The organism is Mesorhizobium silamurunense, from assembly GCF_014843905.1.
GTDB classification, from domain to species: domain Bacteria; phylum Pseudomonadota; class Alphaproteobacteria; order Rhizobiales; family Rhizobiaceae; genus Mesorhizobium; species Mesorhizobium silamurunense.
Genome location: NZ_LPVS01000011.1, coordinates 109,173 through 134,788, shown reverse-complemented (window position 1 = coordinate 134,788; position 25,616 = coordinate 109,173). Strand labels below are relative to the sequence as shown.

27 protein-coding genes, 1 tRNA gene and 5 pseudogenes are annotated in these 25,616 nt (G+C 62.1%); 18 read left to right on the top strand and 15 right to left on the bottom strand.

What is annotated here, in order from left to right; genetic code table 11:
• Positions 1 to 185: 185 nt before the first annotated feature.
• Positions 186 to 434 (top strand): exopolysaccharide production repressor protein, encoded by a 249-nt coding sequence (locus AU465_RS38115; protein ID WP_192243836.1) that lies wholly within the window; start codon positions 186 to 188, stop codon positions 432 to 434.
• On the opposite strand, the gene AU465_RS02810 is transcribed toward AU465_RS38115, so the two are convergent.
• The gene (locus AU465_RS02810) at positions 431 to 823 is read right to left on the bottom strand and encodes a secretin N-terminal domain-containing protein (RefSeq protein ID WP_192243850.1); all 393 of its coding nucleotides are present in this window, start codon (positions 821 to 823) and stop codon (positions 431 to 433) included. The genes AU465_RS38115 and AU465_RS02810 overlap by 4 nt on opposite strands.
• A 538-nt stretch (positions 824 to 1,361) precedes the next feature.
• Between AU465_RS02810 and AU465_RS02805 the strand changes: the two genes are divergently transcribed.
• From AU465_RS02805 to AU465_RS02795, 3 genes are all read left to right on the top strand, one after another.
• Positions 1,362 to 1,931 carry a hypothetical protein gene (locus tag AU465_RS02805; protein WP_192243834.1) on the top strand — a complete coding sequence of 190 codons (570 nt, stop codon included), beginning with the start codon at positions 1,362 to 1,364 and terminating at the stop codon, positions 1,929 to 1,931.
• A 99-nt stretch (positions 1,932 to 2,030) separates the two neighbouring features.
• Positions 2,031 to 2,345, top strand: coding sequence for a helix-turn-helix domain-containing protein (locus AU465_RS37620; RefSeq protein ID WP_376774804.1), 315 nt, complete (start codon positions 2,031 to 2,033; stop codon positions 2,343 to 2,345).
• 44 nt (positions 2,346 to 2,389) lie between these two features.
• Positions 2,390 to 2,527: a hypothetical protein gene (locus AU465_RS02795; protein ID WP_192243829.1), complete on the top strand. Its 138-nt coding sequence runs from the start codon at positions 2,390 to 2,392 to the stop codon at positions 2,525 to 2,527.
• A 318-nt stretch (positions 2,528 to 2,845) separates the two neighbouring features.
• On the opposite strand, the pseudogene AU465_RS02790 reads toward AU465_RS02795, so the two are convergent.
• A pseudogene (locus AU465_RS02790) lies at positions 2,846 to 4,076 on the bottom strand (tyrosine-type recombinase/integrase).
• 147 nt (positions 4,077 to 4,223) lie between these two features.
• Positions 4,224 to 4,433 (bottom strand): annotated as a pseudogene (locus AU465_RS02785) (JAB domain-containing protein); the annotation flags it as partial.
• Positions 4,434 to 4,496: 63 nt separating this feature from the next.
• Here AU465_RS02785 and AU465_RS02780 point away from each other — a divergent pair.
• Positions 4,497 to 4,913 (top strand): hypothetical protein, encoded by a 417-nt coding sequence (locus AU465_RS02780; protein ID WP_192243827.1) that lies wholly within the window; start codon positions 4,497 to 4,499, stop codon positions 4,911 to 4,913.
• 8 nt (positions 4,914 to 4,921) lie between these two features.
• Here AU465_RS02780 and AU465_RS02775 read toward each other — a convergent pair whose 3' ends face one another.
• Complete coding sequence (locus AU465_RS02775) at positions 4,922 to 5,203, bottom strand: hypothetical protein (RefSeq protein WP_192243825.1); 282 nt, start codon at positions 5,201 to 5,203, stop codon at positions 4,922 to 4,924.
• A gap of 89 nt (positions 5,204 to 5,292) precedes the next feature.
• Here AU465_RS02775 and AU465_RS02770 point away from each other — a divergent pair, with 89 nt between their 5' ends.
• Positions 5,293 to 5,697, top strand: a complete 405-nt coding sequence (locus AU465_RS02770) for a hypothetical protein (RefSeq protein ID WP_192243823.1) — start codon at positions 5,293 to 5,295, stop codon at positions 5,695 to 5,697.
• 27 nt (positions 5,698 to 5,724) lie between these two features.
• Here the strand turns inward: AU465_RS02770 and AU465_RS36105 are convergent.
• Positions 5,725 to 6,188 (bottom strand): annotated as a pseudogene (locus AU465_RS36105) (UPF0758 domain-containing protein); the annotation flags it as partial.
• A 37-nt stretch (positions 6,189 to 6,225) separates the two neighbouring features.
• Positions 6,226 to 7,053 (bottom strand): type I methionyl aminopeptidase, encoded by an 828-nt coding sequence (map, locus tag AU465_RS02760; protein ID WP_192243819.1) that lies wholly within the window; start codon positions 7,051 to 7,053, stop codon positions 6,226 to 6,228.
• Positions 7,054 to 7,271: 218 nt separating this feature from the next.
• On the opposite strand from map, the gene AU465_RS02755 reads away from it, so the two are divergent.
• The 3 genes from AU465_RS02755 to AU465_RS02745 all read left to right on the top strand — a co-directional run bounded on the left by AU465_RS02755 (position 7,272) and on the right by AU465_RS02745 (position 8,514).
• Positions 7,272 to 7,667: a hypothetical protein gene (locus AU465_RS02755; RefSeq protein ID WP_246505817.1), complete on the top strand. Its 396-nt coding sequence runs from the start codon at positions 7,272 to 7,274 to the stop codon at positions 7,665 to 7,667.
• Between the two features lie 115 nt (positions 7,668 to 7,782).
• The gene (locus AU465_RS02750; protein WP_192243817.1) at positions 7,783 to 8,019 is read left to right on the top strand and encodes a hypothetical protein; all 237 of its coding nucleotides are present in this window, start codon (positions 7,783 to 7,785) and stop codon (positions 8,017 to 8,019) included.
• A 189-nt stretch (positions 8,020 to 8,208) separates the two neighbouring features.
• Positions 8,209 to 8,514, top strand: a complete 306-nt coding sequence (locus AU465_RS02745; protein WP_192243815.1) for a DUF982 domain-containing protein — start codon at positions 8,209 to 8,211, stop codon at positions 8,512 to 8,514.
• 4 nt (positions 8,515 to 8,518) lie between these two features.
• Here AU465_RS02745 and AU465_RS02740 read toward each other — a convergent pair whose 3' ends face one another.
• Positions 8,519 to 9,205 (bottom strand): aspartyl/asparaginyl beta-hydroxylase domain-containing protein, encoded by a 687-nt coding sequence (locus AU465_RS02740; RefSeq protein ID WP_192243813.1) that lies wholly within the window; start codon positions 9,203 to 9,205, stop codon positions 8,519 to 8,521.
• Between the two features lie 101 nt (positions 9,206 to 9,306).
• A pseudogene (locus tag AU465_RS02735) lies at positions 9,307 to 9,656 on the bottom strand (TolC family protein); the annotation flags it as partial.
• Here AU465_RS02735 and AU465_RS02730 point away from each other — a divergent pair.
• A pseudogene (locus AU465_RS02730) lies at positions 9,640 to 9,981 on the top strand (sensor histidine kinase); the annotation flags it as partial. The pseudogenes AU465_RS02735 and AU465_RS02730 sit on opposite strands and share 17 nt — an antisense overlap.
• Positions 9,982 to 10,152: 171 nt before the next feature.
• On the top strand, positions 10,153 to 11,268 hold the full coding sequence (locus AU465_RS02725; protein WP_192243811.1) for a dienelactone hydrolase family protein: 1,116 nt from the start codon (positions 10,153 to 10,155) through the stop codon (positions 11,266 to 11,268).
• A gap of 41 nt (positions 11,269 to 11,309) precedes the next feature.
• Here AU465_RS02725 and AU465_RS02720 read toward each other — a convergent pair.
• The 3 genes from AU465_RS02720 to phaC form a co-directional block, all read right to left on the bottom strand.
• Positions 11,310 to 11,384 (bottom strand) — tRNA-Glu (locus AU465_RS02720).
• A gap of 425 nt (positions 11,385 to 11,809) precedes the next feature.
• The gene (locus AU465_RS02715) at positions 11,810 to 13,099 is read right to left on the bottom strand and encodes a YcbK family protein (protein WP_192243809.1); all 1,290 of its coding nucleotides are present in this window, start codon (positions 13,097 to 13,099) and stop codon (positions 11,810 to 11,812) included.
• 200 nt (positions 13,100 to 13,299) lie between these two features.
• Positions 13,300 to 15,135, bottom strand: a complete 1,836-nt coding sequence (phaC, locus tag AU465_RS02710; protein WP_192243807.1) for a class I poly(R)-hydroxyalkanoic acid synthase — start codon at positions 15,133 to 15,135, stop codon at positions 13,300 to 13,302.
• A 97-nt stretch (positions 15,136 to 15,232) separates the two neighbouring features.
• Here phaC and AU465_RS02705 point away from each other — a divergent pair, with 97 nt between their 5' ends.
• The 5 genes from AU465_RS02705 to recJ all read left to right on the top strand — a co-directional run bounded on the left by AU465_RS02705 (position 15,233) and on the right by recJ (position 21,323).
• Positions 15,233 to 15,640 (top strand): hypothetical protein, encoded by a 408-nt coding sequence (locus AU465_RS02705; RefSeq protein WP_192243805.1) that lies wholly within the window; start codon positions 15,233 to 15,235, stop codon positions 15,638 to 15,640.
• 48 nt (positions 15,641 to 15,688) lie between these two features.
• Positions 15,689 to 16,906 (top strand): LL-diaminopimelate aminotransferase, encoded by a 1,218-nt coding sequence (locus tag AU465_RS02700; RefSeq protein ID WP_192243803.1) that lies wholly within the window; start codon positions 15,689 to 15,691, stop codon positions 16,904 to 16,906.
• 47 nt (positions 16,907 to 16,953) lie between these two features.
• Positions 16,954 to 18,267, top strand: coding sequence for a homoserine dehydrogenase (locus AU465_RS02695; RefSeq protein ID WP_192243801.1), 1,314 nt, complete (start codon positions 16,954 to 16,956; stop codon positions 18,265 to 18,267).
• Positions 18,268 to 18,415: 148 nt separating this feature from the next.
• On the top strand, positions 18,416 to 19,399 hold the full coding sequence (glpX, locus tag AU465_RS02690; protein WP_192243799.1) for a class II fructose-bisphosphatase: 984 nt from the start codon (positions 18,416 to 18,418) through the stop codon (positions 19,397 to 19,399).
• A gap of 139 nt (positions 19,400 to 19,538) precedes the next feature.
• Positions 19,539 to 21,323 carry a single-stranded-DNA-specific exonuclease RecJ gene (gene recJ / locus AU465_RS02685; protein WP_192243797.1) on the top strand — a complete coding sequence of 595 codons (1,785 nt, stop codon included), beginning with the start codon at positions 19,539 to 19,541 and terminating at the stop codon, positions 21,321 to 21,323.
• An 11-nt stretch (positions 21,324 to 21,334) separates the two neighbouring features.
• Here the strand turns inward: recJ and AU465_RS02680 are convergent, their stop codons facing one another.
• The 3 genes from AU465_RS02680 to folE all read right to left on the bottom strand — a co-directional run bounded on the left by AU465_RS02680 (position 21,335) and on the right by folE (position 23,642).
• The gene (locus AU465_RS02680; RefSeq protein WP_192243795.1) at positions 21,335 to 22,306 is read right to left on the bottom strand and encodes a patatin family protein; all 972 of its coding nucleotides are present in this window, start codon (positions 22,304 to 22,306) and stop codon (positions 21,335 to 21,337) included.
• 84 nt (positions 22,307 to 22,390) lie between these two features.
• Positions 22,391 to 22,849 carry a phosphoribosyl-AMP cyclohydrolase gene (gene hisI, locus AU465_RS02675; protein ID WP_192243792.1) on the bottom strand — a complete coding sequence of 153 codons (459 nt, stop codon included), beginning with the start codon at positions 22,847 to 22,849 and terminating at the stop codon, positions 22,391 to 22,393.
• Between the two features lie 166 nt (positions 22,850 to 23,015).
• Positions 23,016 to 23,642 (bottom strand): GTP cyclohydrolase I FolE, encoded by a 627-nt coding sequence (gene folE, locus AU465_RS02670; RefSeq protein ID WP_192243790.1) that lies wholly within the window; start codon positions 23,640 to 23,642, stop codon positions 23,016 to 23,018.
• Between the two features lie 238 nt (positions 23,643 to 23,880).
• Between folE and AU465_RS02665 the strand changes: the two genes are divergently transcribed.
• Entirely contained in the window at positions 23,881 to 24,327 is a 447-nt protein-coding gene (locus tag AU465_RS02665) for an iron-sulfur cluster assembly scaffold protein (protein ID WP_192243788.1), read from the top strand.
• Between the two features lie 68 nt (positions 24,328 to 24,395).
• On the opposite strand, the gene AU465_RS02660 is transcribed toward AU465_RS02665, so the two are convergent.
• Complete coding sequence (locus tag AU465_RS02660; RefSeq protein WP_192243786.1) at positions 24,396 to 25,301, bottom strand: LysR substrate-binding domain-containing protein; 906 nt, start codon at positions 25,299 to 25,301, stop codon at positions 24,396 to 24,398.
• 93 nt (positions 25,302 to 25,394) lie between these two features.
• On the opposite strand from AU465_RS02660, the gene AU465_RS02655 reads away from it, so the two are divergent.
• A complete protein-coding gene (locus tag AU465_RS02655; protein WP_192243784.1) occupies positions 25,395 to 25,556 on the top strand; it encodes a hypothetical protein in 162 nt (53 codons plus the stop codon).
• The last annotated feature ends 60 nt before the right edge of the window (positions 25,557 to 25,616 follow it).

Here is a 25,616-nt window from a genome sequence, read left to right as displayed (position 1 = left end):
TTAATCGGAAATCCCGTCTTGCGCTGTCGGCACGGGTGTCCCGTAATGGGTCACTGTGTCCGGCACCGCAATTGCACTGTCAGCAATGCCGGGGGAGCTCCCATCCCGGCAATCGGGGGGTAATTTGGGGGGGCCCGCCGCTTCGCAAATGGAGCGGCGGGCTCCTTTATCGGGTCCGGACAACTATGTATTTTCCGCAATTTTTGGTGGGTATGTTCGCCACGTCGTTCATCGTGGCGATATGGGCTGATATACAAACCGGTTCCGTCTGGAAGGCGCTCGGTTGGACCATTCTTGCAATGGTCATTCTTCAGGTTGGATACGTGGGCCTGGTCGTCCGCCTGATCTACAAGCGGGGATCGAAAGGCACCGAGGCAAGCCAGGTATCGGCAAATTCTTCCACGTCACTCCATGGAGATGGCCTTTCGCTTTAATCCCAAGGGGGCATGGAAAGCGCCGCCACGAGGCACCCTGGCCATCCTATTGCCCGGGTACTCGGATGAGGCAGAGACCGCCAGTCCATTTCAGTACCGGATTTTTGGTAGACGAACATCTGCTCGCCGTCGCCCGGCGCGGCCTGGTCGAGCTTTCGAATCCATGCCTCCGCCCGCTGCAGGTAGACAGGCTTTGACGCGATCACCAGCACGGCGTTCATCCGCTCATTGGGGACAAAACGGACAAGGCTCGCGTCCTTGCCGCTCTTGCCAAAAATGGACTCCGGTTCTGTCGCGACGGGACCCGGTTTTGCGTTCTTGAGCGGAAGAAGCGCCACAGATCTACCTTTCATCCAATCGACGTCGAACACGGCAATCGCATCCCGCATCGCCTTCAAGTCCAGCTGCGTGAAAAGTTGCGCGGCAGTGCCTCGATTTCGTCGTCGTCACGGCCTCGATCGCGCCGGTTCAGATTGAGAATGCCGGATGGCCGTCGCCGTAAGGGACGTTTCACAAGCCTGTCGCAGCGACCGGTGTGCGAGATGGATTTCAGGAGGGCGCCAACTATCTGGAGCTTAGACCTGCCTCCACCAACCGGCGGAACGCTTCCGATCTAGTAGGAAGATCAGGCTGATTGCGACGCCATTCGTCAACGCGAGCAAGCAAGTCGCTTGAGAGTCGCAATTCGAAGCGCTCAGTTTTGTTGTCAGCAGGTTCAGGCGTATTTGACAATTAGGTTGTCCGTATTGTACGGTATGTACGTAATTTGTGGCTCGCGCTTCGCGACCGAACGACGTGCTCCAACACGCCGTTCGGCCACTGACCACAACCCAAGCTGACTGGAGCTCGGATCATGAGTGATTCCGACAATAGCACGACTTTGCCTTTCGTCACGCTTAGGCGGGCGCTTGCGCGAACGGCAATGCAATGACGAAAACACAGCCAGTTGCCATTGCTCGCACCGATTCAAATGGGGACCAATCTGCCGATCCCGCGGTAGCAGTTTGGCGCAAATGGCAAGCTGCTCATGAAGAGACTGAACGGTTGAGCCGTGAGCAGCAGCGTTTGGAGCGCAAACTTGCAGAAACCGTCGGCTTTCCCAACGTGACCATCCAACTGTCCGAGGGTGGGACCGCTAAGCTGCGCTCACTTGAGGCACTTCGCGATGTGCTCGGCGTCAGTTCTGTCGACGTGGCGACCGGCGCAAAGGCCGAGGCCGATTTGGCGGCTCATCAGGCGCGCTGGGACGCCTCTGACCGGGCGATTGGCTATTCTGCCACGTTGCGAGCTGAAAGTGACGCAGCCGATCGGGCGGAGGCGTTGCTTGAGGCATTGTCAGACACCCCAGCTATCTCCCTTGCCGGTGTGGCAGCGAAGCTTGATGCAATACTCAGAGAAGGGCAGCCATCAAAGGACGATGCAGAGTTTCCTTGGCCACAAATCCGCTCGGTCCTGGAGGATATTGGTCGGATCGGCGGGCAGATAGAGCCAGGCTGACTGCAGAGGCCGTTTCGAGCATTTGGCAGTCCCTTATCATGCGGGAAGTTTGGTGGGTCTCGTGACGGGAACCTACCGCGACCAACTTTCTATAAGGGAATGATGCAATTGCGAAAGGCATTGGTGGAATCAACGCTCCCCCGCGTGCTCCAAGCATGGCCAAGGCCTGTCGGCAGCCAGATCGCGATCGTTCGCGTCCAATCTGACGTGTCGCAGGCCGAGCTTGCCCGATCCATAGGCATCAGCTTCCAACAGCTTCAGAAATACGAGAACGCGAGGAACCGCGTGAGCGCGTCCATGCTCTACGAGATCGGCAGGTCGCTTGGCGTTCCTGTCGGTCGCTTCTTCGAAGGCCTTCCGGTAACAACGAGACTAACCGTGAGGCTCCGCCTCTGCCGGTCGATGAGCGCATAGATTTCATAGCCAGCGCGGAAGGCCGACGCCTGATTGAGGGGCTGATGCACCTTCCGTCGCGGGTGCGCGGCCGCGTGGCGGCCTTGATCTCCGCATTGGGGGAAGAGCTGGTAGTCATCGTCGCCGACCAGGACGGCGAAAAGGCTGGAGAACCCGCGCCGGCCGAATCCAAGACGGGCTAAGCCCGCAGGTAGTCCCGCCAGCGATTCTGCTGTCGCTAGACGCCGACTCTGCCGTTCCGAACAGCCCCGCCCATGGTGCGATTTTGGCCCCGGCTGCCGCCGTCCTTCCGAAACCGGCTGAGAAACCGGCTGAATTCAGAAAACAAAGCCGGTTCGGCACCGCTGGCGCGCTCCAAAAAGTGAGCGATTTCAATCGGATGGAATGGCGCGCCCGAAGAGATTCGAACTCCTGACCCCAGATTCGTAGTCTGCACCAAGGTGAACCTTTGCCTCCGCCGGCGATCACTGATGGATGCCGGCGAGGATGCAATCGTTAGGTCATGCAGCTTCCTTGAGCGCGGCTTTATGCTTCCTCTTCGTGAGGAGCTCGCGGACAAACTTGTCCCACCGCGCCATGGCAGCGCGCTTTTCCGGCATATAGTTCCAGCGATCGTAGCTCTTGGAGCTGACGTCCTGCAGAGTGTGGTTCTGCAATCTGTCTCGGATCTCTTTCGAGAGACCTGCCTTTCCCGCAAGCGTCTTCCAGGTTCGCCGGAGATCGCGGTTTGTCACGACGGGGATGACCTCGCGATCGCGTTGGCGCCACATGAACGAATAGAGCGTGCCATGGCTGACCGGCTTGGACGGGTCTGTTGCGGATGGAAAAACCCAGCCAAATTCATTCGGCTTGATCGACCCGATAAGCTCCGCCGCGATCTTGGGCACGGGGATGGCGTGAGGCTTTCCAATCTTGGTCTTGGACCAGTCGATGATGCGCTCGGCCGCATCCCATTGATCGACGTGTAGCCGAGCGATCTCCTCGACGCGCTGGCCGGTCAGCATGAGAATTCTTACGGCACGCGTGTAAGGAGGGTGGACCGGCGCATCGGGAGATTCGAGCCAGCGATAGAGACGGACAAATTCCTCCTCGTCCAACCAACGCGTTCCAACGTTCTTTGGTTCGGTCGGAATCCCAGCGGCCGGATTGTAGATGAGACGAAAGCGACGGACCGAGGTCGAGCGGTAGTCGTGCTCGGATTTCAGCCCCCAACTGTAGGCCGATCGAATATAGCTACGAACATGATCGGCCATAGACCGTTTGCCTCGCTGATAAATCGGGCGAATGATGTCCCTGATTTCATCAGGCTCGATGTCGCGGACAGGGCGGTTGCGACCGAGCGAATCGGCGATCTTGTTCAAACCCTTTTCGGCCTCCTTCCAGGACGGTTTTCCATCTGCCTTGAGCGACGTGACATAAGCCTCGAACAGATCGGCGACCGTGCCGGGTCGCGTGTCGCCCGCAACCTTGATGCTCCGCCCCTTCTGGATCATGTTTGCATAGTCGCGCTGAAATATCTCGCGGGCATGGCTGAGGCTTTTTCTTAATGCGCTTCTTGTCTCGCCACTGCTGGACCATCCAATCAGCGGTGACGCGGGTTGGCATTGGCTTCATGACAAGAACGAGGCGACCCGTTCCGTGGCCCTCGCCGTCGATAAGGCCTAGCTGCTTTCCTGTCTCCTCAACTTGTCTTAGAGCGCGACGTATTTCTCCATCTGTGAGGCCCGGCACTCGGCTCTCCCATCGGCTTTCTGGTGGGGTTGCCAGTCGAATTCCAGGGTCTGCGACTGGGGTCAAAAAGGACTTCGATCCCCCTTAAAACCGATCCCAATCTGCCATGCTATCCGGGGCTACGACAAGTCAAAAATTCTTTATGATTCAATGCACTGCAGCGTGATCAACTGTGACTGAAAGGGCGTGAGTGGGATGGTTGTGCACCAGGATGACGGCGCTGGCGGAGAGCTCGAGCGCCCGCTTCACCACCTCGCGCGGATAGACCGGGGTGTGGTCGACGGTGCCGGTCTGCTGCACCTCGTCGGCGATCAGCCCGTTCTTCTTGTCGAGGAACAGGATGCGGAACTGCGGCCTTATGTAGCAAAAGCACCAACTTCCAGCACGACCTAAAGAGCGGGTTCCCATAAAATCCGGGAGATGCCAAGAGTTGCCCCTATCGTCCGCTCCACCCGATACGAACACGCCATCAACGCGCTGGTCGCGAAGCGCGCGGAGATATCCGGTGCAATCCGGTTCAATGGGGCGAACCTGGTTCACCAACTCCACCACATAGACGCGGTGCTATTGATCCTTGGATACAAGGGCGACCTTGCGCAGATCACGCCATTGCGACGGCACGCAACCCGCTTTCGCAAGGGCGAGCTTTACCGGCTGATCCTGAAGTGCGAGGCGGAAGGCAGCAAGGCGAACAAGGAAACGGCGCAGCGCATTGTTCAAATGAAGGGCTGGGAACCGTCGCTTGTCGAGCGGATAAGGCAGTGCGTCAATACAGCCAAGGTCCGGCGGCGGCGGAAAGCAAAAGCGGTCGGCCATGACAGCCGACCGCAGGAGTAGAAGCTATGTCAAAGTTTCAAGTCGCTGATGAAGCGATAGCTTCGATGTGGGATGGGGTTGTGAGTGACCTTGGTGTTTTTGCTCCCACTGAACGCGCTGCTCAGGCTTTTCTGGATGCTGCGCGCAGTCACTTCCTCGGCATGCTTCGTGACTTCCCGCATGACGTTTTTGAGTGTGTCACTGCGCCCGCACCGGGGACATGCAACCACATCGTGGTCCTTCGCATTCGCGGGTCCTTCAAGGCCGACCTTGCAAGAACCGCAAAGAACTTTCACCGTATTACCAGCCATTAGGCAGCCCTCCTTTTCGAAGCGGCAACCTGTTCGGTGCCTGCATCAAACATGCTCGCTACCGTAAGACGGACGGCGAGAAAGAAACTGTGGTCGAATATGACTTTGACGAAAACGAACTGAACCGCGCCGCCATCAACATCGATGCCGCACTAAACGCAGAGCCGCCGCTTTTGGAAGTGGCAGACGCGCTCCCGGATAATCAGATCATGCGGGAGGTGATGCTATTCATGGACCAAACCAACCGCAGCCCCGGCAAAGAGAAGGGCCGCACCGGAGACAAAGGGGTTATCCCTTCAATTTCGGACAAGCCGTTGCCGGTCTGGTTCCGCAGGTCGTCTGTAACGGACCTCAAGGGACAGATCACCAAAGACGCCAACCCGATGACAAGCACCTTTGTTGTCGACGTTCAGGTGCAATCCGTAGCCGGCGAGCCCAAAGGCTACATCGTCATTGCGGTTCACGACGCTATTCCCGGCGATCCAGCCGAATAGGCTTTGGTGCTTTTGCTACATAAGGCCGCGGAACTGCTCGCGGGTCTCGAAGGCCATGGCCGAGCGGCAATAGTCGAGAAGCTGCGTCCAGTTCGACAGTACCTCGCGGCCGCGCACTTCGCCGCGCGCCATGCGCTGGGCGGTCGCGGCGATAACCTTGAGATCGGTCGCGACCGCCGGGCCGATGCCTTTCACTTCCTCCAGCAGGGACGCCGGCGCGCCGAGCACCTCCGCCAGAGAACCGAAACGGGCGATCAGCGCCTTGGCGATCGGCTTGGTGTCGACGCGCGGGATCAGCCGGAAAAGCAGCAGTTCGAGGAGCTCATAGTCGGGCAGGGCGTCCGCGCCGCCCGCGACGAAGCGCTCGCGCAGGCGGTCGCGATGGCCGTGATAATGCGGCTTCTCTGCGCCACGGCTTTTTTCTGAGACCTCTGTGGCGGTTCGATCCAGGCTTCGGAAAAGAACGCCCGCTCGTCGTCGATTTTTCCCATAGCCTGGCCTCTCCCCCTTCAGGCTTTGGCCAGGAAACTAGGCTGGCAGGCCGGGCCGGTCGAGCTTTTTCGGCGACAGCGTGAAGATCTCACAGCCGGCATCGGTGACGCCGATCGTGTGCTCGTACTGCGCCGAGAGCGAACGGTCGCGCGTCACGGCGGTCCAGCCGTCCGACAGCACCTTCACATGTGGGCGGCCGAGATTGATCATCGGCTCGACGGTAAAGATCATGCCGGGCCGCATCTCGACGCCTTCATTGGCCGTGCCGTAATGCAGGATGTTCGGCGCGTCATGGAAGAGCTGGCCGACGCCGTGGCCGCAGAAGTCGCGCACCACAGAGCAGCGCTCGGCCTCGGCGTAGGTCTGGATCGCGGCGCCGATGGCGCCGGTGCGGGCGCCGGGCTTGATGGCCGCAATGCCGCGCATTAGGCATTCGTAAGTCACCTCGAGCAGACGCTCGGCGGCGCGCTTGATCGTGCCCACCGGATACATGCGCGAGGAATCGCCATGCCAGCCGTCGAGGATATAGGTGACGTCGATGTTGACGATGTCGCCGTCCTTCAGCGGCTTGTTGTCGGGGATGCCGTGGCAGACGACATGGTTGATCGAGGTGCAGGACGACTTGGTGTAGCCGCGATAGTTGAGCGTCGCCGGCAGGGCGCTATGGTCCATGCCGAACTCGAAGACGAAGCGGTCGATTGCCTCGGTGGTGACGCCGGGCTTGACCATCGGCACAAGCTCGTCGAGGCAGCGCGCGGTGAGGCCGCAGGCCTTGCGCATGCCGGCAAAGCCATCCTCGCCGTAAAGGCGGATCTGCCCGGTGTTTCTCAAGGGAGCCGTCGCGGCGTCTAGATAGGTAACCATTCGTGTCCGTTCGCGGATTGGCTCCTGACGCGAGCCGATGCGGAATATTTTCTCCAGATTTGGCACCGGAAGCCGCAAGGTTCAAGGACGAAGTGCCTTCAACCGGTTTGCTGCGCGGAATATTCGCTGGCGCAGGGTCGGCGCGTCCGGGTCGTCGCAAGCTTTCCTTTCGCCGCCCCATGGGGTAGGGCGGGACTGAATACAGGAGATTTGTGCCGTTGACGGCATCGGAACGCGCAAGATCGACGCTGCTGGCCATCAGGACCGCATGCTCGTTCCTGATGGCGCTGCTCGTGCTTGCGCTGGTGGGCTTCGCCCAGGCTGAAGTCTCCGCTTCCACAGCGGCGGCCTCGGGCGGCGCCGGCATCAGCGCAACGCGGCAGGGCGAAACGCTCGCGCTGCTGAGGGTCACCGGCAAGGCGCAGGCCGTCGAAGCCCGCGCCGGCCGGCCGCTGCCCATAAAGCTCGTCAGCGGCGATCCCGGCACGCTCGCCCCAGTTACCGACTTTCTTGTTGCTGGCCAGGCTTTGCCGGCGCAGGCGAGCATCGCGCCTGTCTTTGTGGCTGCGCCGTTCTCGCATGCCAACCAGCCTCGGGCGCCACCAACCGCCTGAGTCCGGCGGTCGCCGACCGCAGCCTTCACACCCCAGACATTCCTTCGCGCCGCGACCTGGGCGACGGCTATCGGCCGTTCGCAGGTCGCGTGGCGCGTCCATTGGACATTTCTCGATGCAACGTATCAAGACGTTCAAAACACTCACGCGCGCTGTCGCGGCCGCCTCGTTTCTCGCCGTCCAGGCAATCATATGCATCGGCACCGTTTATTGGGCCGTTGCCGCAACGCTTCGCACGGAAGGGACGGCCGCGCTCGCGCTCGCCGCCATCTTCGCCATACCGTCCGCCTATCTGCTGATGGTGGTCACCCGCATGGCCTACGAAGCGGAGACGGATCCGGCGAACCAGTAGATAGGGAACCCCCGACGGGCGATGCCGGTTGCATCGCCCTGTCAAACGATGTGGCCAGGCGCCGATCTGCCGCACCGAGGGCCAGACCGCTCACCGCACTGAGGTCACATTCGTGGGCCAGAAGGCGGCAAAAGCAACTTTTCGGAACGAACGGCGTTGCTCCAACCGCGCCGGTTCGGGAGACAGGGAATGGACAGACTGCAATTCGAGGTGCCGGTGCGCATCACGCCCGTGCCTGGCCTGCCGGTCGAGGAAATCTACAGTGTCGAGCAGGCGCTCGACTTCCTGCAGAGCTGGCCGAAGCGCCGGCAGGGCAAGGTCTATGACGCCGCCTTCAACGCCTGCTTCGGCGCGACGGTCGATGTGGCAAGCTCGGAGGAAGCCTGCCGGGCCTTCATGGCCTTCTGCCGCGTCAGCGGGTTGCTCGCCAGGGACATGATGTTGCCGGTCAAGCGTGGCGGCAGCGCAAGAGGGTTTCGGGAGGCGAGGGCGTAAAGCGTCAAGCGGCGAAAGATACCCCTCTGTAGTGCATTCCCATCTGCACGCCGCGAACGATCAGTCTGGACAGGATCTCCATGTCCAGCGGCATTTCCGGGCGCCACACATCAAGCAGCAAGGCAATGCGCCCCTGATCGGCGTTGTTCATGACCTCGTGCTCGAAAGTGTCGTCCCACAGCATGCACTCGCCGTCGGAGATCCGCCTTTCCTCGTGGTTGATCATCATGATCGTCGCCGGCCGGCCATCCGCCTGTTTCGGGATGACCAGGCCGAGATGAAATCTCATGATGCCGCGAAAGGGACCGCGATGGGCCGGGATGTGCTTGCGCGGCGCCAGGAATGAGACCGCCGCCGATTTGACCTCGGGGCATTCGGACAGCAGCCGGCTGAGGGTGGGCATCCGCGCAAGATTTTCCGGGATCGTCATATCGTAGGCCTTGAGCACGAACATGCGCCAATCGAGGCCGTCATTGGCCGAGATTTCAGCCTGCTCAGGCATGATGTCGTGGAAACGCGGCACCCGGTTCAACTGCACCGACAGCGCTTCGTCGCGAATACTCTGCCAGGCGGCCGCGAACTTCGTCGCATTGGGAAAATGGGTGCCGGTGTCAAGAATCGCCGGTGCATCTATGCGCTTTTCATAGATACGACGTATCAGATCGGTTCCAAGATCGTAGACGTTCGACATCGCATTGCCTCGACCATGTTATAGTATAGTGGATGATTGCTTTCAGCTATTGCTCACGGAGATTTGTTCCGAGAGCTATCCGATAGATGTTCGGCCTCCGATCACTGCGCGCCCGATGCCAGCCGCGGACCAGCGCCGACATCGACGACTTCAGGCTTGGCGCTGTCGATCGTACCATCCCAGCCGCGCCGAGCGCCTTGTTGAGGGCAATGTAATCGGTGGCGATCGACACCCGGCTCTGCAGCAGCGTGTCTTCGGCCGAGTAGAGCGACCGCTCCGCATCCAGCACGTCGAGAAGACTTGTCTCGCCCGCCTTGTAGAGCGTTCGTTCGAGCCGGGCGGCATCGCCGTAGGATTTCGCGGAAGAGGCGAGCTTGCCGTTTCTAATGCGCTCCTGCGACAGCGAGACGGTGGCGTTTTCCACGTCTTCCAGCGCCGCCAAAGCCGGCGCGCTCGGCCTGCGCCGCGCGCTGCGCAACCTGATCGTCAACGCCGCCACGCATGGCAAGGGTTGCATAGTGTCGTTGTCCGGGCAGGGCGGCCAGGCCGTGCTCACCATCGCCGATCGCGGCCCCGGCATCCCGCCGGACCTGTTGAACAAGGCGTTCGAACCGTTCTTCCGGGTCGATCCGGCGCGCACGCAATTCATTCCGGGCGCCGGGTTGGGCTTGGCGATCGCCAAGGAGATCATCGAGCGGTGCGGCGGGACGATCAGGCTGGAGAACCGGCCGGGGGGAGGGTTGGTGCAGACGGTGGTGTTTGGGGCGGTCGCTTGAACGGACAGCGTTGTCTGTGAAGCAAGCTGCCTTCGGTCGGAGCGACCCGGTCCGGTTACTTGTATATGCCGGATATTGACTAAGTTTGGCGTGCCATACACTGTGTGAGGTGGCAATCGAAAACATACTGATTGCGTACAAGTCGACTTGCTATTTGGCGAGGGGGGTAAATTGAGTGTTGCTTCGCGTGTTTCGAGAAAACTTGTTTTGCCCTTGGTAATCGTTGGCCTAGCACTAGTTTCTCAAGCGGCCTGTGCCAAAGACCCTGATTTCGATGAGAGCCACGGGTTTCTTCGTGTTGTAATTAATGGAAAACACTATCGTCTCGACAGCTATGTCGTGAAGTCAGCGGGAGCGAAAGGATCACTCCCTATTGCTCTGATCACAAATGGTACTGGCACCTTGGAGGCGATCAGAAGCGAGAGCCCCGCTAAATTTGAACCCCGCGCACGCGATTTAGCTCTGAGAGGTTGGCTGGCCGTTGTGGTAATCCGGAGGGGCTATGGTCGATCGGATGGCTCTCTGCCTGAGGACGGTTGCAAGAAGCCCCATGTAAAACAGGATCTTGATCTCGCGGCGGACGATTTGCTGGCGGCCATCGATGTCTTGAAGAAACGACCGGATGTAGATCCATCGCGGATTATTGTTATCGGTGGTTCCACGGGGGGCGCGACCGCCGTGGCGCTTGGAGCGCGCAATCCGTCCGGCCTCGTCGGTGTTGTGAGCGTCTCCGGAGGCTTGCGTCTTTATTGCGCGGATTGGGAAGACGAACTGGTCAAGGCATACAAACAATATGGCGTCACCAGTCGCATTCCCAATCTCTGGCTATACGCCAAGAACGATAGCTATTTTGGACCGGAATCGGCGGAACGTTTGCGTGCTGCGTTCACAGACGGTAGTTCGATCGTAGATTTTTCTGAGATCGAGCCGTTTAATAGCAAAGGACATACGCTTCTCATTGAAGGAGGAATGCAGTGGCTTGGAAAGTTGGATGATTTTCTCCGCAAACGTGGTCTGCCGACCTGGAGCTACTCCAACGTTTCAGAGGTGATGAAACGGCTCGGTTTGCAACAGGACGAGGCACTTGTGGCCGATTATTTCACCGCCCCCACACCCAAGGCATTCGCCTTTTCTCCAAGCACCAAACAGTTCTACTACCAATATGATGGCAAGTACGGCCTCGCTGCTAACCGCGATGCGGCGATGGCAGGTTGCGCGAAGGCTGATATCACGGACTGCGGGATCGTTATGGAAAACAACCGCTGGGTCGGGGCCGGAACGCAATAGGCGCCGGTAACCGGTCCGTGGCACTGAAGGAGACGGGGATCTGGTACGCCCAAGGGGAATCGAACCCCTGTTACCGCCGTGAAAGGGCGGTGTCCTAACCGCTAGACGATGGGCGCGCTCAGACGAAGCGGCTTATAATTGCGTTGTTCGAAACCGGCAACCCATCCGCAGCCACATGCGACAACTTTTTTCGAGCGTGGCAAAACCGCTCTTTCGGCGAGCCAGGACACGGTTCGCGGCCTCACTGGTCGTGCATCCTTAGAGATTGGCCGGAACGCCTCGCGCGGTCGTCATTCTATGGCGGAGCAAGGACCGAAGCGACGCAGACCATAGAATCCATGCCGTAACGTCAAGGCGTTGCACCAGCTCAGAATTCTGCTCCGCTGCATCTGTCGGCCAAGGTCATGGATGGATCCTTAGGCCTTCGCTCCGCTTCGCGTCGCCCAAGAATGACGAAGTTCGAAAGGCTTCGCCCAATCGCGAACGTTTGTGCGACGAGGTTCGTCGAAATGAGGGCAGTTGGCAGCCGACTGCTCTTTACTCAGCCGTCGTCGCCACCGCCGCCGCGTCGGCGGCAGCGCCAGTTCCAGTCGCGCTCGGGGCCGACGTCGACGTGGATCGATTCGGTGTGGCAGTAGGTGCCGACGCCGCCGCGGCCGGGCATAGAGCGCACATAGCTCGCCAGCTCCCATTTGGAGACGCCCGGCAATTGGATGTCGGCAGCGGCGCAATACATGTGCAGCGAGTTCTTGGCGCCGTTGGCGCGGCGGTTGCGAGATGGGTCGCGATAGCCGGAGGTGACGATCATCTTGCGGCCGAAATGGCCCTCGATCGTCTTCAGCACGCGCACCAGCGACGGCTTCAGGCAGGCGACGTCGACGCTTTCGTTCTGCTTCAAGAGGCCGTTGGGCGCGAGCCTCGCCATGCCGGCGGCGGACGCCACCTGGTAGGAGCCGCCGCCCTCATCCTCGTTGAGGTCGACGTCGCTCTCGTCGTCGATGCCGGACTTGCGCTTGATCTCGAACAGCGCCGTCTGGCGCACGCCCGGCAAGGCATCGGCGCCGGTGATGTGGCTGCTGCTGTCGTCGCCCAGGGAAGCGAGCTGCACCGGCTTGTCGCCCGGCGTCGCGGAGGCGAGCGTCACGATCGGCTTTGCCGGCGGCGGCGTGGTCTTGGCCTGAGCGGCGGGCTGCTCGCTCGAACGCGTGTTGATCAAGGGCGCCGGCGCGGCGGAAGCCGGCGTTGTGCTGAACAGCGAGGCAAACAGGCCCTTCTTCGGCGCGGCGACAGGCTGCTGCTGCGGCTCGCCGGCCGTCACATAGACGTCATTGCTCATGGCTTGCGTCGTCGCCTGCGCCTTGGATGCAACCGCGGCGGCGTCGCCGGCAGCAACCTTTTCGGTGACGGCTTTCGTCTCGTCGGCCGTCTGCGCAGGCTGCACCAACGGTTGCGGCGTGTTGCCGGCGATCGAGGCGGCATCAGCAGGCACGGCGACAGCGGGGAAGGCGGCCCCGGGCCGTGTTTCCGGCACGTAGGCGACCTTTTCGGGCAAAGGCATGTCGCCTTCGCTCATCACGGTCGATGCCGCCTCGGGGGAGGCAGACGCTGCCTGCAGCGACGAATCGGTCGAAGCCACGGGCTTGGCGCTGGAAGCCGCGCTCATCTCGGTGGCGGTTGAATTGTAGGCGGGCGTGACGATCGACATCGTCGGGTCGCCGGTCGAGGTGCAGGAGGCCAGAAGCACGGAGAAAAGCGCTGCCGCAATGCTGCGGCTTTGCCCTCGTGCGAGACGCCAACCTGCTGGTTTCAAAATAAAATTCCCCCTCGGCATCCGGTCCGTTCATCATCGCCGCGGCGCTCCAGTGCCTTTGGCGACGACCTCCTGTTCCCGAACCGGAAACGGGACATGCGTCAATCTGCAAGCCTCGGATTTATTCTGCGTCTGAAGGCGAATTGAGGCTGCGAAAACGATTAACGCAACCATTTCGCCCTGTTTTGGCGGCCCGTCAACTCACCAGACATTACAGTCCGTTACACACGCACCTTGACATAGGTGCCCGGCGCATCCCCCAAGGTTTTCATACGCTTGCCGGGTTTGCGGGCGGGGACATGCATATTGTCCTGGCTTTCGATCCAGTGCTGCCAGTGCGTCCACCACGAGCCCGGATGCTCGTGCGCGGTGGCGAACCAGGTGTTGAAATCTCCAACCGGCTTGGCGCCAGTCCAGTACTGATATTTATGCGCCGCCGGCGGATTGACGACGCCGGCGATATGGCCGGAGCCGGCCATCACATACTCGACGTCGCCGCCGAAAAACTGCGAGCCGAGGAACACCGAGAGCGCCGGCGCGATGTGGTCCTCTTTCGTCGCCAGGTTGTAGACGGGGATCGTGATGTCGGCCAGCGAGACGGTGCGGCCGGCAAGCTCCATCGTGCCGCGCGAGAGATTGTTCTCGAGATAGCAGTTGCGCAGGTAGAAGGAATGGTTGGCCGCCGCCATGCGCGTCGAATCGGCATTCCAGTAGAGAAGGTCGAAGGGCAGGGGATCCTTGCCGCGCATGTAGTTGTTGATGACATAAGGCCAGATCAGGTCGCCGGAGCGCAGCATGTTGAAGGCGGTCGCCATCTTGGTGCCGTCGAGATAGCCCTTCTCGTTCATCGAGCGCTCGACCGCGGCAACCTGGTCCTCGTCGACGAAGACCTTCAGGTCGCCGGCATAGGTGAAATCGACCTGGGTGGTGAAGAAGGTCGCGGACTTGATGCGGTGGTCGCCTTCCTGCGCCAGGAGCGCAAGCGCCGCGGCCAGCAGCGTGCCGCCGACGCAATAGCCGATGGCGTTGACTTCCTTCTCGCCGGTCGCCTTCTCGACCATGTCGAGGCCATATTGCAGGCCCTCGCGGATATAGGCTTCCCAGCCCTTGGCGCCGTGGCGCTCGTCCGGGTTGATCCAGGAGATGACGAAGACGGTGTGGCCCTGCTCGATCGCCCAGCGGATAAAGGATTTCTGCGGGTTGAGGTCGAGGATGTAGTATTTGTTGATCCATGGCGGGCAGACGAGCAGCGGGCGCCTCAGCACCGTCTCCGTCGCCGGATCGTATTGGATGATCTCGGCGACGTCGCTGCGGCCGATCACCTTGCCGGGCGTCGTGGCGATGTTCTTGCCGATCTCGAACGGCGCGTAGTCGGCCTGGCGCAGCTTCAGGTCGCCCCTGCCGGCGGCGATGTCCTCGGCCAGCATCTTCATGCCGCGCACCAGATTCTCGCCGTTGGAGGCGACGGTCTCGCGGAACAGTTCCGGATTGGTCAGGATGAAGTTCGAGGGCGCGATGGCGTTGGAGACCTGCTTGACGTAGAAGCTCGCCTTGTGGCGGGTGTGCTCGTCCAGCCCCTCGGCATGCTCGACGAGATCAGAGGCCCAGCGCGAGGTGACGAGATAGGCTTGTTTCAGGAAATCGAAGAACGCGTTGCGGCCCCATTCCGGGTCCTGGAAACGCTTATCGCCGCGCTCGGGCTTGACGGCGTCCTCAGGCGTTTCGGCATTCGGGTTGACCTTCTGGATGGCGTTCGCCCAGACCGTCATGTAGCCGGCGAAGAGCCGCGTCTGCGCTTCCAGCGCCCGCTGCGGGTCGGCCAGCCAGTATTCCGAGAGCTTGGAGAAGGTCTTGACCATGTCGACCACGGGCTCGGCGACATGGTCGCGCACCTCACCCTTTTCGCGCGGCTCGGCCCAAGCGGAAGCTGCTTTGCCGGCCTGCTCGATCATGCGCGCCATGTTCAACGCGAAACGCTCGGGATCTTTCACCAGATATTGTTCGACGGTCGAAGGTCCGCCATTTTCCGCTTTGTCCGAATCGGGCGCTTTGGACATGGTTCGCGGGGTTCCTCCCGGAGCGTTTTCTTGACATATTACCATGGGATATCTGACCGGGTCCAACACGCTCTAACCCGGCTGCCAGGAAAACAATATGACGATTAATGTTGGCGGGACTTATTTTCTCGGCGCCGGTTCGATTTGCCGCATCGCCATTGCGGCCGCGATGCTGTGCGCGCCGCTGCTGGCCGGCGGCTGCACCAGTACCAGCGCGAACAGCTCGGCGCCGATGGCATTGACCGAGGGCCCGAAGGACACCGGGTCCTATCCGAACCTCAACATTCCGCCGCAGGTTGCCGCCAAGCAGCTGTCCAAGGAAGAGACCGCCGCCAAGCTCGGCGAGCTCAAGGCCAAGCAGCAGGCGCAGGTTGCCAAGGGCGGCGGCGCGAAGCCGGCTCCCAATACGGCCGCGCTCAACACGCTCGCCAGGACGCATGGCGACGAGGCGCTGAAGCAGATCGAAGGCAAATGCGATCCCGCCCTCGACCCTAACTGCAATTAGGTCTATATCGCGCGCCGAAAGCGCCCCCTTTGATCGTCTGGAACTGAAATGGAAGAATTTCACAAGGTCCGCCGGCTTCCGCCTTACGTGTTCGAGCAGGTCAACCGGCTGAAGGCCAGCGCCCGCTCGCGCGGCGCCGACATCATCGACCTTGGCATGGGCAATCCGGACCTGCCGACGCCGAAGGCCATCGTCGACAAACTGTGCGAAGTGGTGCGCGATCCGCGCACGCATCGCTATTCCTCCTCACGCGGCATTCCGGGCCTGCGCCGCGCCCAGGCCGCCTACTATCAGCGCCGCTTCGGGGTGAAGCTCAACCCCGACACGCAAGTGGTGGCGACGCTTGGCTCGAAGGAAGGGTTCGCCAACATGGCGCAGGCGATCACCGCGCCGGGCGACGTCATCTTGTGCCCCAATCCGACCTATCCGATCCATGCCTTCGGCTTCATCATGTCGGGCGGCGTCATCCGCTCGCTGCAGGTCGAGCCCGATGACGGCTTCATCCCGGCGGTCGAGCGCGGCATCCGTCACTCGATCCCGAAGCCGCTGGCGCTGATCCTCAACTATCCGTCCAACCCGACGGCGCTGGTCGCCTCGCTCGATTTCTACAAGGACGTGGTCGCCTTCGCCAAGAAGAACGACATCATCATCCTGTCGGACCTTGCCTATTCCGAGATCTATTTCGACGGCAATCCGCCGCCCTCGGTGTTGCAGGTTCCGGGCGCGATCGACGTCTGCGTCGAGTTCACCTCGATGTCGAAGACCTTCTCCATGCCCGGCTGGCGCATGGGCTTCGCGGTCGGCAACGAACGGCTGATCGCGGCGCTGACCCGGGTCAAATCCTATCTCGACTACGGCGCCTTCACGCCGATCCAGGTGGCGGCGGCGCATGCGCTGAACGGCGATGGCGCCGACATTGCCGAGGTGCGCGAGGTCTACCACAAGCGGCGCGACGTGATGGTCGATTCCTTCGGCCGCGCCGGATGGACGATTCCAGCGCCAGCGGCCTCGATGTTCGCCTGGGCGCCGATTCCGGAGCAGTTCCGTCAGCTCGGCTCGCTCGAATTCTCCAAGCTGCTCATCGAGCATGCCGACGTGGCGGTGGCGCCGGGCATCGGCTTCGGCGAGCACGGCGACGATTTCGTCCGCGTAGCGCTGGTCGAGAACGAGCACCGGATCCGGCAGGCGGCGCGCAACATCAAGCGTTTCCTGGCCTCGACCGCCAAGCAGCCCAACAACGTTGTGCCGCTCACCGCGCGCCGCTGAGTTCACCGCACATCACACCGAACAATCTTTGAGGGGCGTCGCCGAACATGGCTGAAGCGTTGCGTGTTGGAATTGCCGGCCTCGGCACGGTGGGCGCCTCGGTGGCGCGCGTGCTCAACGAAAAGGCGGCGGAGCTCACCCGCCAGTGCGGCCGCGACATCGTCGTCACAGCCGTTTCGGCGCGCGACCCGAAGCGCGACCGCGGTGTCGATCTGAGTGGCGCCAAGTGGTTCGACGATGCGGTGAAGCTGGCCGAAAAGGCCGATATCGATGTCTTCGTCGAGCTGATCGGCGGCGACGAAGGGCCAGCGCGGGCTTCTGTGAAGGCGGCGCTCGAGGCCGGCCGCCATGTCGTGACCGCCAACAAGGCGCTCTTGGCCAAGCATGGCGTGCAGCTCGCCGAGACCGCCGAGAAGAAGGGCGTGCTGCTCAACTACGAGGCGGCGGTGGCCGGCGGCATTCCGGTCATCAAGACGATGCGCGAGGCGATGGCCGGCAACCAGGTCACCCGCGTCTTCGGCATCCTCAACGGCACCTGCAACTACATCCTGACCCGCATGGAGGCCGAAGGTATATCCTTCGATGCCTGCCTGAAGGATGCGCAGCGGCTGGGCTATGCAGAGGCCGACCCGACCTTCGACATCGAAGGCCACGACACGGCGCACAAGCTGTCGATCCTGACCAGCCTTGCCTTCGGCACCAGGATCGCCGCCAGCGATATTTATATGGAAGGCATTTCCAATATCACGCAGGCCGACATCCGCGCGGCGGCCGATCTCGGCTATCGCATCAAGCTGCTCGGCGTCGCCCAGCGCACCGACAGCGGCATCGAGCAGCGCGTACACCCGACCATGGTGCCGACCGCATCGGTCATCGCGCAGGTGCACGGCGTCACCAATGCGGTGGCGATCGAGACCGACATCCTGGGAGAATTGCTGCTCTCCGGCCCCGGCGCCGGCGGCAACGCCACGGCCTCGGCGGTGGTCGGCGACATCGCCGACATCGCCAAGAGCCGACCAGGCTTCCAGCACGGGCCTGTCTTCGGCTGGCCGGCGAAGGAATTGAAGCCCTACAGGAAGGCGCAGATGCGCAGCCATGCCGGCGGCTATTTCATCCGGCTGACGGTTCATGACCGCATCGGCGTCTTCGCCGCGATCGCCAAGCGGATGGCCGACAACGACATTTCGCTGGAATCGATCGTGCAGCAGGCGGCCGGGCCGGAAACCGAGGCCCAAAAGACGGTGATCCTCGTCACCCATGAGACGACCGAGGCAGCGGTGCGCAAGGCGGTCGAAGGCATCACCAGGGACGGCCATCTGACCGACAAGCCGCAGGTGATCCGCATCGAGCGGGCGGAATAGTTCGGGTCATAATCCGCCTTCAATCGATTGATATTGCTGCAATTTCAAAAATTGCCGTGGCAAGTCTTGCCGTTGTCATGGAGCTTTGCCAGAAGAAGCGCGCCTCTGGCGGGAGGCGAAGTGCAGTACCAACGAGGAATGCCTATTCATGAACATGGCCCAGAACATCGCAGCCGGCCTCGACCGTATCCTCACGATGGAAGTGGTGCGTGTCACTGAAAGGGCAGCCGTCGCTGCTGCCAGGCTGCGCGGTCGTGGCGATGAGAAAGCCGCCGATCAGGTCGCCGTCGACGCCATGCGCCAGGAGCTCAACCGGCTCGCCATCAAGGGCACTGTGGTGATCGGCGAGGGCGAGCGCGACGAGGCGCCGATGCTCTATATCGGCGAGGAGGTCGGCACCGGCAAAGGTCCGGCGGTCGACATCGCGCTCGATCCGCTCGAGGGCACGACGATCTGCGCCAAGAACCTGCCCAATGCGCTCGCCGTCATCGCCATTGCGGAAAAGGGCAGCCTGCTGTTCGCGCCCGACGTCTACATGGACAAGATCGCGATCGGTCCGGGCTATGCCGAAGGCATCATCGACATCGATGCCTCGCCGGCCGAGAACATCGCCAATCTCGCCAACGCCAAGGGCGTCGCTGTGTCCGACATCACCGCCTGCATCCTCGACCGGCCGCGCCACGCCAAGCTGATCGACGCCGTGCGCGCCACGGGTGCCGCGATCCGGCTGATCGGCGACGGCGACGTCGCCGGCGTCATCCACACCACCGACCCGGAAGAGACCGGCATCGACATCTATCTCGGTACCGGCGGCGCGCCGGAAGGGGTGCTGGCCGCGGCGGCACTGCGCTGCACCGGCGGCCAGATGCAGGGCCGGCTGATCCTCGACACGCCGGAGAAGGTGGCGCGTGCCGAAAAGATGGGCATTTCCGATCCGAAGCGGGTCTATCGGGCGCAGGACATGGCGCGCGGCGACGTACTGTTTGCCGCGACGGGCGTCACCGACGGCAATCTGCTCGACGGCGTGAAGTTCGGCCGCACCTTCATCACCACACACACCATCGTGCTGCGCTCGTCCTCGCGGACGGTGCGCGAGATCAAGGCGCGTCACCAGGATCTGGATAAGTTTTGATTTCGTCCGTTTGGACGCTTTTGCAGCAATTCGAGGAAAACTACTCCACACTTTTCCTCGAATTGCCCACGCTCCCGGAATTGCCTTGGCCGTCGCCTATTGATATCTGCGCAACGATGATGTGCAGACGGCGCGTCGCATGACGGGCGAGAAACGGTTCTTCCTCGATGTCAGGCAGTCGGCGACCGGTGTTTCCTGGGAACACCGGCTGACCGAGCGGCAGGACATGGCCGCTTTGGCCATCGCGCAAGGCCATGGGGTGCCGGACATCGTGGCGCGCGTGCTCGCGGGGCGCGGCGTGAGCGTCGAGCAGACCGAGCGCTTCCTCGATCCAACCATTCGCGAGCTTTTGCCGAACCCGGCCTCGCTGACCGACATGGAGAAGGCGGCGGCACGGCTGGCGAACGCGATCGTGGCCGGCGAGAAGGTGGCGATCTTCGGCGACTACGACGTCGACGGCGCGGCCTCGTCAGCGCTGCTGAAGCGCTTCCTCACGCATTTCTCGATACCGTCCGAGATCTATATCCCCGACCGCATCTTCGAAGGCTACGGCCCCAATCCGGAGGCCATGCGCGAGTTGATCTCGCGCGGCGCGAAGCTGATCGTCACGGTCGACTGCGGCACCAACAGCGCCGCATCGATCGAGGCGGCCAAGCAAGCCGGCGCCGATGTCGTGGTGCTCGACCATCACCAGGTCGGCGGGCCGCTGCCGGCGGCGGACGCGGTGGTCAACCCGAACCGGGAGGATGATCTTTCCGGGCAGGGACATCTTTGCGCCGCCGGTGTGGTCTTCCTATGCCTGGTGCAGACGGCGAAGGTGCTGCGCGAGCGGCTGCCGAACGCAGCGCCGGTCGATCTTCTGTCGCTGCTCGATCTCGTCGCGCTGGCGACGGTTTGCGACGTGGTGCCGCTCACCGGCGTCAACCGCGCTTTCGTGGTCAAGGGGCTGCAGGTGGCGCGCCAGCAGAAGAATGAGGGGCTGGCGGCGCTTGCGCGGGTTTCGCGTATCGGCGAGCCGATCAACACCTTCCATCTCGCCTATCTGATCGGTCCGCGCATCAATGCCGGCGGGCGCATCGGCGATGCCGCGCTCGGCAGCCGGCTGCTTGCCACCGACGATCCCGTCGAGGCCGCAAGCATTGCCGAGACGCTCGACCGGCTGAATCAGGAACGGCAGCAGATGGAGATGGAGATGCTGGCGCAGGCGCGCGCCGAGGCCGACGCGGAGCTTGCCGGCGGCAACGGCCCGGCAATCGTCGTCACCGCCAGCAACAGCTGGCATCCCGGCATTGTCGGGCTGCTGGCCTCGCGGCTCAAGGAGCATGCGCGCCGTCCCGCTTTCGCCATTGCCTTCAACGCCAATGGCATCGGCACCGGCTCGGGGCGTTCGGTCTCCGGTTTCGATCTCGGCCGGCTGGTGCGCGAGGCGGCCGAGGCCGGACTGATCGTCAAGGGCGGCGGCCACGGCATGGCGGCAGGCATTACCGTCGAGCGCGCCAAGCTCGGCGCGCTGCGAGCCTTCTTCGAGGAGCGCGCGGCGGCGGACGTTTTCCGGCTGCAGAGCGAGGAAAGCCTAGCGATCGACGGCGCTTTAGCCGCCGAGGGCGCGACGCTCGCACTCCTCGATGCGCTGGAGAAAGCCGGCCCGTTTGGCGCCGGACACATCGCGCCGGTGTTCGTGCTGCCGCGCCACAGGCTCACCGATGCTCGGGCCATCGGCACCAACCACATCCGCGCCGACCTGCAGTCGCAAAGCGGCGGCAACCTCCAGGCGATCGCGTTCCGCGCCGTCGACACCGCGCTCGGCGAATTCCTGTTCAAGAACAGAGGCAAGACCGTGCATGTCGCCGGTTCTCTGTCAGGCAATTACTGGAACGGCAACCGGACGGTGCAATTCCGCATCACGGATGCCGCGATTGCTTGAATTACGGCAGATCAGGCGAGCACCGTCTGCAGCCGCGTCAATTCGCTGATCTGAGCCATCGTCGCCTGATAGCCGAGCCGGATCGCCTCGTCGGCGCGGTGGAACTCGGTCAAGCCGATATGGCTGAGCTTCGGCTGCAGCGACATATCGGGCGGATCGCCGGCGAGCCTGGCGCGCGAAATCCGATCCTGGATGATGTTGAAGGCCTCCACCATCACGCCGGTGATGCCGAGACGTGTTTGGTGCGGATGGTACTGAGGATTGGCCTGGCCGGGGCGCGGCGCGTCGTTCTCGATGACGAGCTCGCCCGCGCTGTGCTTGATGACCGCGGCGCGTCCGAACAGGTCGTAGTGGAGGTTGACGGCCACGACGAGCGGCTGCTCATAGGCGCGGCAGACCGAGACCGGCACCGGATTGACCAGGGCGCCGTCGACCAGCACGCGGCCGTTGCAGTTCACGGGCTCGAAGACGCCGGGCAGCGCGTAGGACGCGCGCATGGCGGTGATCATAGACCCGTTCGACAGCCAGATTTCATGGCCGGTGCGGATTTCCGAAGCGACGGCGACGAATGGCTTCGAGAGGTCCTCGAAACGGATGCCGACCATGTGCTCGCGCAGCCGCGCGTCGAGCTTCATGCCGCCGAACAGGCCGCTGCCGCGCAGATTGAGATCGAGAAGCCCGAAGATGCGCCGCTTGGTCAGGCTCCTGGCGAATTCCTCCAGCTCGTCCAATTTGCCGGCGAGATAGCAGCCGCCGACCAGCGCGCCGATCGAGGTGCCGGCGATCATCGACACCTCGATGCCGGCTTCGTCCAGCGCGCGCAAAACACCGATATGGGCCCAGCCGCGAGCGCAGCCGCCGCCGAGCGCCAGCGAGATGGCTGTCTTCTTCGCCGACTTCGGTTCGGGCACGCCACCGGACGATGCGGGGCCGTTGGCCTCCTGAGCGTCAGGTCTGCTGCGCAATGACGCCCATTCGAGCATCATGATCTCCCTTGTCCTATATCCCTTCTAACGCAAGTATGTTTGAGAATAGTGAATATGAGTGGTTTGTGAATATTGAATGGTTCACACCGGCTTCCGATACGTCTGTTCCGCATCGAACAGCGGCTTGCTGCCATCGTCGGCAACCACCACCTTGCCGTCGCTGAGCCCCACCGTCCGATAAAAGCAGGAACGTCTACCTGTGTGACAAGTTGCGTCGTGGCCCAATACTTTGACGCTCAACCATATCGCGTCCTGGTCACAATCCGTGCGCATCTCGACGACGCGCTGGAAGTTGCCCGAGGTCTCGCCCTTCTTCCACAGCGCATTGCGCGAACGCGACCAATAGTGCGCGATGCCGGTTTCCAGCGTCAGCGCCAGCGCCTCCGCATTCATATGCGCGACCATCAAAAGCATGCCGTCGCCGGCGTCGGTGACGACAACGGTCACGAGGCCGGCGGCATCGAAGCGCGGAGAAAAGACAGTGCCTTCCTCCAGCGCCTTCTTGTCTGCTGGAGCTTCGGGAAATTGCAGTGCCGACATTGCCGGTCCTTGTTCGACTTAAAGACGTGCTGATGTTTGGGGAGGCCAGTCTGCAAAATGGCGACTTCCGCTTCCGGCGCTCACGTACTTCAATACGCTCCGCTCCGGATCTCGGAAACCACCATTTTCGACTGAGCCTACGCCTTTAGCAGGTGACGGCAGACGATCAGCTGCGCACCATGGTGACGAAGCGCACCTGCTCCTCGGGCGTGTCCTTGAAGACGCCGGTGAAGGTCGAGGTGAGCGTTGTCGAGTCCTGCTTGCGGATGCCGCGCATGGCCATGCACATATGCTCGGCCTCGATCATCACTGCGACGCCGCGCGGGTTGAGCACGTCCTGGATGACGCCGGCGATCTGCGCGGTCATTGCTTCCTGCGTCTGCAGGCGATGGGCGAAGATGTCGACAACGCGCGCGATCTTGGACAGGCCGACGACCTTGCCGTCCGGCAGGTAGCCGACATGCGCCTTGCCGATGATCGGCACCATGTGGTGCTCGCAATGGGAGTGGAATTTTATGTCCCTGACGATGACGAGATCGTCATAGCCGGCCACTTCCTCGAAAGTACGGCCAAGCTCCTCGGCTGGGCACATGTCGTAGCCGTTGAACATCTCGCGGAAGGCCTTGGTGACGCGCTTCGGCGTATCGACAAGGCCCTCGCGATCCGGATTGTCGCCCGTCCAGCGCAAAAGCGTGCGCACGGCTGCTTCGACCTCGGCCTCGCTTGGGCGGTCGGTGACAGGCTTCTCCATATAGGAGGAGGGGGGCATGAGTTTCTTGATGACGGCATCCATAAAAGGCGTCTCCCGTAGTCCCACTCAAAGGTGGGACGAGTTGAACGGACCACGACCTTTCGGGTGAAACTCGCCCGGTTTCCAGCCCGTAAAGCGGCGTGAACAGATGAGCAATGACAATGGCTTGAGGTTGCCTTGTCGATGCCCGGCTGCCAGCATTATATATGGTCGTGCAGAGCGAAAGGAAGACGCAACAGCGGCAAACCCTGTTCGCTTGGCGGCGACGGATTGGAAAAATATGATCGACGATGTCTACAATGCGAAAATTCTCGGCTTCGCCGGAAACATCGCGCGGATCGGCCGGCTCGACCATCCCGATGCCACCGCCAGAGCGCACTCCAAATTGTGTGGCTCGACGGTCACCGTCGACCTCAAAATGGACGGCGATGTGGTGACCGATTTCGCCCATGACGTGAAAGCCTGCGCGCTCGGCCAGGCTTCCTCCTCGATCATGGCGAATCATGTGATCGGCGCGAACGCCAACGAGCTGCGCGCGGTACGCGAGACCATGCTGAAGATGCTGAAGGAAAACGGCGCGCCGCCCGAAGGACGCTTCGCCGATTTGAAATATCTGGAGCCGGTGCGCGACTACAAGGCGCGCCACGCCTCGACCATGCTGACCTTCGACGCGGTGGTCGACGCGATCGGCCAGATCGAGAAGAAGCGCGCCGGACAGGCGGCTTGATCGCAAGCCCCTAAAGCGCATCGCATGTCTTTGTCCCGAAACCGGTTCCCACTTTCGGGAGACATGCTTTAGGCCGCTCGCTTGGTCACGGCGAATTCGCTTCGTATCCAGTCGGCGAAAGCCCTGGCCGGCTCGGAAAGATCCCGCAAATTTCTCGCCACCAGCCAGTAGGCGCCGGATGCGACGTCGATGTCGAAAGGCTTGACCAGTGCGCCAGATGCGAGCTCGTCGCCGATCTGCAAGAGATCGCCGAGCGCCACGCCATGGCCGAGCAGTGCCGCCTGCTTCGAAAGCGATGCGTCGGCTAGCATCGGGCCGCGCGCCGGCACGGCGTCGGCTGGCACGCGGGCCGCTTCGAACCAGCGCGCCCAGCCCTGGCGGTTTTCCTCATGCAGCAGCGTGTAGTGGCGAAGGTCGATCGGCCTCTCCAGGGGAGGGCCGGAGGCCAGCAGCGCCGGCGACAGTACGGGTGAATCGACTGTCGAGGCCAGGCGCTCGGCATCGCTGCGCGGCCACGCGGTCGCGTGCGCGCTGAAGCGCAAGGCAAGCTCGGGCTGATCGCTGCGGAATTCGATCAATCTCGGATCGACGTCCAGGGAAACGTCGATATCGGGTCGCAACTGGCGAAAGCGGTTGAGCCGCGGCACCAACCATACGGCGGCAAGCGAGGGCTCGACGCTGACGCGCACCACGGACTGCACTGGCGAGGTCGACAGTTCCGACAGCAGCCGGTCGATGTCGTCGAAGCTTCTCACCAGCTGGTCGAGCAGCCGGCGGCCGGCATCCGTCAGTTCGACACGGCGATGGAGGCGGAGAAACAGCGGCTGGCGCAGGAAGGTCTCGAGCTCGCGGATCTGCCGGCTGATCGCGGCCTGCGAAACGTAGAGCTCCTCCGCCGCGCGGCTGAAGCTCAAGTGCCGACCGGCCGTTTCGAAACTTCTGAGCGCCGTCAGCGGCAGCCGACTACGTTTCATATCGCATAACCTAAAGTTATCCGACGCGGAAATTATACTCGTTTGAGAGCCAAGGCCAGCGGCAGTCTAATCGGTGCTCAAAGGAGCACTGCCATGAACCAGTTCCTGGCCATCCTGAACGACGTGATGCGGATCGCCACCTTTCAGTGGCATGGCGAAGCCTTGCGCAGCCGCTGTTGCCATGACCGCCCCGATGTTTCCCCGCACCATTTACCGTGGACTGACAGGCATCCCATCCACCGATCCAGGCCATGAGAGGCAAAAGGCCGTTGCGTTCCCGGCTCAAAGTCCACATCTATCGCACAAGGAAACTGG